Below are 4747 nucleotides of genomic sequence, written 5' to 3' on the forward strand. Positions count from 1 at the left end.
GGCCCCACCTGCGCCCCGTTCCGCCCCACCTGCGCCGCGATCCGCCCCGCCTGCGCCTCGGCCTGTGTCGCCGCCCGCCGAGCAGAGGCCCGCGGAGGAAAGGCCCGCCGAGCAATGGCCCGCTGAGCAGCGACCCCGAGGACAGCGACCCCAAGGGCAGTGGCCTGCCGAGCGGAGGCCGCAGAACCCGGCACCACCTCAGCCCCACCCGGGTGCCCGCACCCTGCCACAGCGGGTGAACTCGTTCGAGACGCTGAGCAACGGCTTCGACGCCCCGGCGCCGCGGCCCCTGCTGGAGCCCGGTGACCGGCCCGGCCCGCGCATCCAGATCGAAAACGTGCAGGTCAACACGTTCGGCACCGAGGCGAACGTGAAGGTCCGGCTGGCCGTCGGCGCGCAGATTGCTGCGGGGGAGGCCACCGGTCCGGCGGTTGATGGTTACCTGCTGCGACTGTGTGCCACGGCCACCGCCAATGCCGTCGACGAGTTGCTCACCCAGTCCGACCACGCGGACGGGCCGGCCAAATGCTTCGTTGAGCACGCTGCGGCCGTACCTTTCGGAGCTGTGCAAGTGGCAGTGGTTGTTGTGCTCCTGGCGACCGATGGGTGGGTGGAGCAGTTGGCCGGCTCCGCTGTGGTCACCGGCGATGAGCGGCATGCCATGGTCCGCGCCACTCTCGCCGCGGTCAACCGGCGCCTTGAGGCACTCTTGTCCTGATGAAGGGCGCACAACTTGCGGCGGATGACCTCCTGCCGCCGGACGGATCCATCCCGCCACCGTGGCCGGCCCGCCGGGTCACGATCGGTGGCGCGATGCTGCATGTGCGGGACACCCCCGCGACCGCCCCGGGCGCCGAACCGGCGGTCTATGTGCACGGACTCGGCGGTTCCTCGCAGAACTGGACCGATGTCGCCGGCCTGCTCGCCGACCGCCTCGACGGTCAGGCAGTGGACCTCCCGGGTTTCGGATACAGCGACCCCAGCAGGCGATATTCCATCCCGGCGTTCGCCGACCGCCTGATCGGTTATCTGGATCACAGCGACCGCGGTCCGGTCCATCTGATCGGTAATTCGCTGGGTGGTTCCATTTCGGTACGGGTGGCAGCACTACGCCCCGACCTCGTGCGCAGCCTGACCCTCATCAGCCCGGCAATGCCCTTCCTGGATCCCCGGCGTACGGCTCAGGGCCGGATCCTGCCGCTGCTCGCCCTGCCTCGCGCCGACCGGCTGTTCGCGTGGGGGATCGCGCGGATGACCGCCGAGGAGCAGGCCGAGCAGGTGCTCCTCGCGTGCTTCGGCGACACCTCCAAGGTCAGCGAGCAGCGCCGCGCCGAAGCGATCGAGGAGATCAAGCTTCGCTACACCGTTCAGCATTACCCCAAGGCGTACATGGGGACGCTGCGCGGGCTGGTGTCGAGCTTCGTGCGGGCGTACCTGCCGGGGGCCGGTTCGCAATGGCGTCTGGCCGCTCGCGTCAGCGTGCCCACCCTGGTGATCGGCGGTTTGCGCGACAGCCTGGTCGATCCGCGGGTGCCTGCTCAGGTGGCGCGCGTCATCCCGGACAGCCGCCTGCTGGTGCTGCCGCGCGTGGGTCATGTCGCCCAAATGGAGGTTCCCCGGATCGTGGCGCGTGCCATCGTCGGCCTGCTGGAGGACCTTCGCTGTGTGGCAGTCTGACTGCTGATGCTCGATTTCCGTACGTCCTCAGCGCCCCCATCCCGCGCCGTTCGCCGCCGCTGGTGGCTGGCCGCGATCATGGTCGCGGCGCTGCTCCTGGCCGGTGGCCTGCTGCTGCCCACGGTCTGGTCGTCAACAACCTCAACCCCGGTGGCAGCCCAGCCCTCCGCCCCGGCCTCGGTTGCACCGGCGCCACTGGTGGCGTCCGCTGCGCCTTCCCCCGAGCCGGTTACCGCCGACAATGCGATGGTGCTTCCCGGCCCGGTGCCGACCCGGGGCTCGGGAACGTTCGTGTATGCGCCAGGCTGGAGCAAAATCGCCGGTACGTCGGGCACGCTGCGGCGTTACCAGGTGGCTGTGGAGAACGGGAGCAACGAGGACGTGGTGGCGTTCGCGGCGCAGGTCGACGCCACGCTGGGTGACGCGCAGAGCTGGGCCGGGCTCGGGAACCTGAGGCTGCAGCGGGTGCCGGGCACGGCGACGGCGAGCTTCACTGTCTACCTGGCCACCCGCGAAACGGCCGGCCGGATGTGTGCGACCGGAGGCGTGAACGTCACGGTTGCCGGACGTCCCTACACCTCATGCCGTACGACGGGCCGGGCCATCATCAACCTGGACCGCTGGCGGTTGTCGTCGCGGCCCTACATCGATGCCAAGGTGAAGCTCGCCGCTTACCGCCAATACGTGATCAACCACGAGGTCGGCCACGAATTGGGAAGACACCACGAAGGCTGTCCGAAACGGGGAGGCCCGGCTCCGGTGATGGTCCAGCAGACGCTGACGTTGCGGGGCTGCGTACCGTATTCCTGGCCCCGCCACAACGGCCGCCCGCTGCAAGGGCCACCCGTCTGACCTGCCCACCCGTGGTTCCCACGGATGGTTCTGAGGGTGTCTCGCGAAACGCCTGTGACATGCGTCCGGCTCTGGCACTCTGGCATATGTTATGGCAAAAGCGACAAAAGGTTCCGCCGTTCCCCGGACCGCCGCTGAGGAGCTGCCCCACCGGAACCCGACGACGGCGAAGGCAACCCCCGCCAAGACGAGGGTCACAGCCACCCGCAAAACTGCAATGACAGCCCGAACGTCAAGCCCTCAACAGGTACGCGCAGACGTGACCACTGAGGACAACGCCGCGCTTGCTGCTGGCCCTGCTACGAATGAAGCGGCTGCTCCGGCTAAGGCGACGCGCGCTCGGAAAACAACAACTAAGGCCGCTGCGACGCGGGCCACTGTCGGTGGCGGCAATGCTGTTGACGGGGATGCTTCGGCTGCTGGCGGGGATGGTGCGGCTGGGGACGGCGCGCTTGCTTCTGGGACGGCCAATGTGAGTGGTCCGGCCAGCCCGCGTCCCAAGGCGGCGAAGCGCGCGCCGGTCAAGAAGGCTGCCGCCCCGCCGGCTTCTGCGCCGGCCAAGACGACGGCTACTGCGGCGAAGTCTGCCACACCGGGCGTGAAATCCACGGCGAAGTCTGCCGCTTCGGCTGGCGCGGCTGAGGTAACCGCCGCGCCGGGTGCGAAGACTTTCGCCTCTGCCGCGAAGGCTTCCAAGACCGCGACCAAGGCTGCGCCTGCTGTAATTTCTTCGGAGGCGACTGAGGCTGCTGGTAAGACTGCCTCGGCAAGGACTTCCGCAAGGGCGGCGACCAGGGCCGCTGCTTCCGCGACAAAGGCTGCTTCCGCCACAAAGGCGGCTCCTGCATCGAAGGCGGCTTCCGCGGCGAAGGCGGCTTCCGCGGCGAAGGCGGCTTCCGCGGCGAAGGCGGCTTCCGCGGCGAAGGCGGCTTCCGCGGCGAAGGCGGCTTCCGCGGCGAAGGCGACGCCGGTGAAGGCTGCTTCCGCCAAGGCGACGCCCGCGAAGCCGACACCCGTAAAGGCTGCTCCCACCAAGGCTGCTTCGGCGAAAGCGGCGCCCGTGGAGGCGGCTGCGGGCGCGGCTAAGGGTGAGGACTCTTCCGCAAGGGCCACCCCGGCCAGGGCCTCCCGGGCAAGGAAGGCCGCTGCCACACCGGATCCCGCCTCGACGCCGGACGCGGTCTCCACCACAAACTCCGCCTCGGCGCTGACCCCCGTCGCGACACCAGACCCCGCCTCGGCGCTGGCCCCCGCCTCAACCACGGATGCCGCTGCGATCACGGATGCCGCTTCGGCGCCGGAAGCTGGTCCGGTCACCGTATCTCGCAGCCGGAGCCGGACTACTGCGGTCAGCAAGGCGGCCTCAGCCCCAACGACGAATCCTCCCGCGGCGGCGACGGCGGCGACGGCGACAGCGGCGACAGCGGCGCCGGCGGCGAAGGCCGCGCCCGTCCGGAGAGCTGCCACCAAGTCGACGGCTCCGGCCACTGACGACAATGAGCCGGCGGTCGGTGTGGCTACCGCGCCGACCACTGTGACGCCGAGTCCGGCGGAAGCTGCCCAGGGCCGCATTGAGACCATCAAGAGCGGAAGGGCTGCCCGGTCTCGCAGTCGCGCACCCAAGGCCGTCGCAGCCGGGCAAAGGCAAGCCGGGGGAGCAGATCCGGCGCAAGCCCAATCCGAGGAAGTTGAGACTGGGCAAGTCTCGCCCGGACAAGCCCCAGCCAACGAAGCCAAGCCCGCCCGAGCTCCAGCCGCCAAGCAAGCCGAACCGGCAACCAAGGCCAAACCAGTAACCAAGGCCGAATCAGCGACGAAGGCTGAGGCGGCAACGAAGGCCGACCTGACCCTCGACTCCGAGGCAGTAGCCGAGGCCTACGCAGCCGGTAAAGCAGACGCCGCGGCCGAAACCGCCTCCCCTGCAGAAGCCGGCACCCGCGCCCCGGCAATGGTTGCTGCCCACCACACCGAGGTCCTCGAGCCCGGCCGGCGCCCGCAGGCCCGTCCCGTGGAATCCGCAGCCCGCACCGCAGTGGCCATGCCGCTCGAAGCGCCAGCCGACCGCCCACTCGAAGCGCCAGCCGACCGCCCACTCGAAGCGCCATCCAACCGCGCAGTGGAAGCGCCAGCCAACCGCACAGTGGAAGCCAGCCGCCCACCCGGCTTCGCCCCCGGCGAGCACCCGCTCCCCCCGGAAGGCGCACCATTCGGTTTGGCA

At 69.9% G+C, this 4747-nt stretch carries 5 protein-coding genes; 3 read left to right on the forward strand and 2 right to left on the reverse strand.

The window, feature by feature from the left end; translation table 11 throughout:
• The first annotated feature begins 235 nt into the window (after positions 1-235).
• From TFC3_RS03850 to TFC3_RS03860, 3 genes are read left to right on the forward strand one after another with little or no spacing between them, the layout of a single operon-like run.
• Entirely contained in the window at positions 236-718 is a 483-nt protein-coding gene (locus tag TFC3_RS03850; RefSeq protein WP_067495694.1) for a hypothetical protein, read from the forward strand.
• Entirely contained in the window at positions 718-1677 is a 960-nt protein-coding gene (locus tag TFC3_RS03855) for an alpha/beta fold hydrolase (RefSeq protein ID WP_067495698.1), read from the forward strand. Before TFC3_RS03850 ends, TFC3_RS03855 begins: the two co-directional genes overlap by 1 nt.
• A 6-nt stretch (positions 1678-1683) precedes the next feature.
• A complete protein-coding gene (locus tag TFC3_RS03860; RefSeq protein ID WP_067495701.1) occupies positions 1684-2529 on the forward strand; it encodes a DUF3152 domain-containing protein in 846 nt (281 codons plus the stop codon).
• Between the two features lie 240 nt (positions 2530-2769).
• On the opposite strand, the gene TFC3_RS03865 is transcribed toward TFC3_RS03860, so the two are convergent.
• Both TFC3_RS03865 and TFC3_RS39040 read right to left on the reverse strand, forming a co-directional pair.
• Positions 2770-4017, reverse strand: coding sequence for a hypothetical protein (locus TFC3_RS03865; RefSeq protein WP_067495704.1), 1248 nt, complete (start codon positions 4015-4017; stop codon positions 2770-2772).
• A gap of 319 nt (positions 4018-4336) precedes the next feature.
• Positions 4337-4747: hypothetical protein (locus TFC3_RS39040; protein WP_067495707.1), on the reverse strand; the 411-nt coding region annotated here is incomplete at its 5' end.

Origin of the sequence: Actinoplanes sp. TFC3, assembly GCF_001553785.1 — a bacterium.
Lineage (GTDB): Bacteria > Actinomycetota > Actinomycetes > Mycobacteriales > Micromonosporaceae > Actinoplanes.

Coding starts and splice junctions, on each gene's coding strand:
- TFC3_RS03855 (WP_067495698.1), top strand. CDS start 718: ATGAAGGGCGCACAACTTGCGGCGGATGACCTCCTGCCGCCGGACGGA.
- TFC3_RS03860 (WP_067495701.1), top strand. CDS start 1,684: ATGCTCGATTTCCGTACGTCCTCAGCGCCCCCATCCCGCGCCGTTCGC.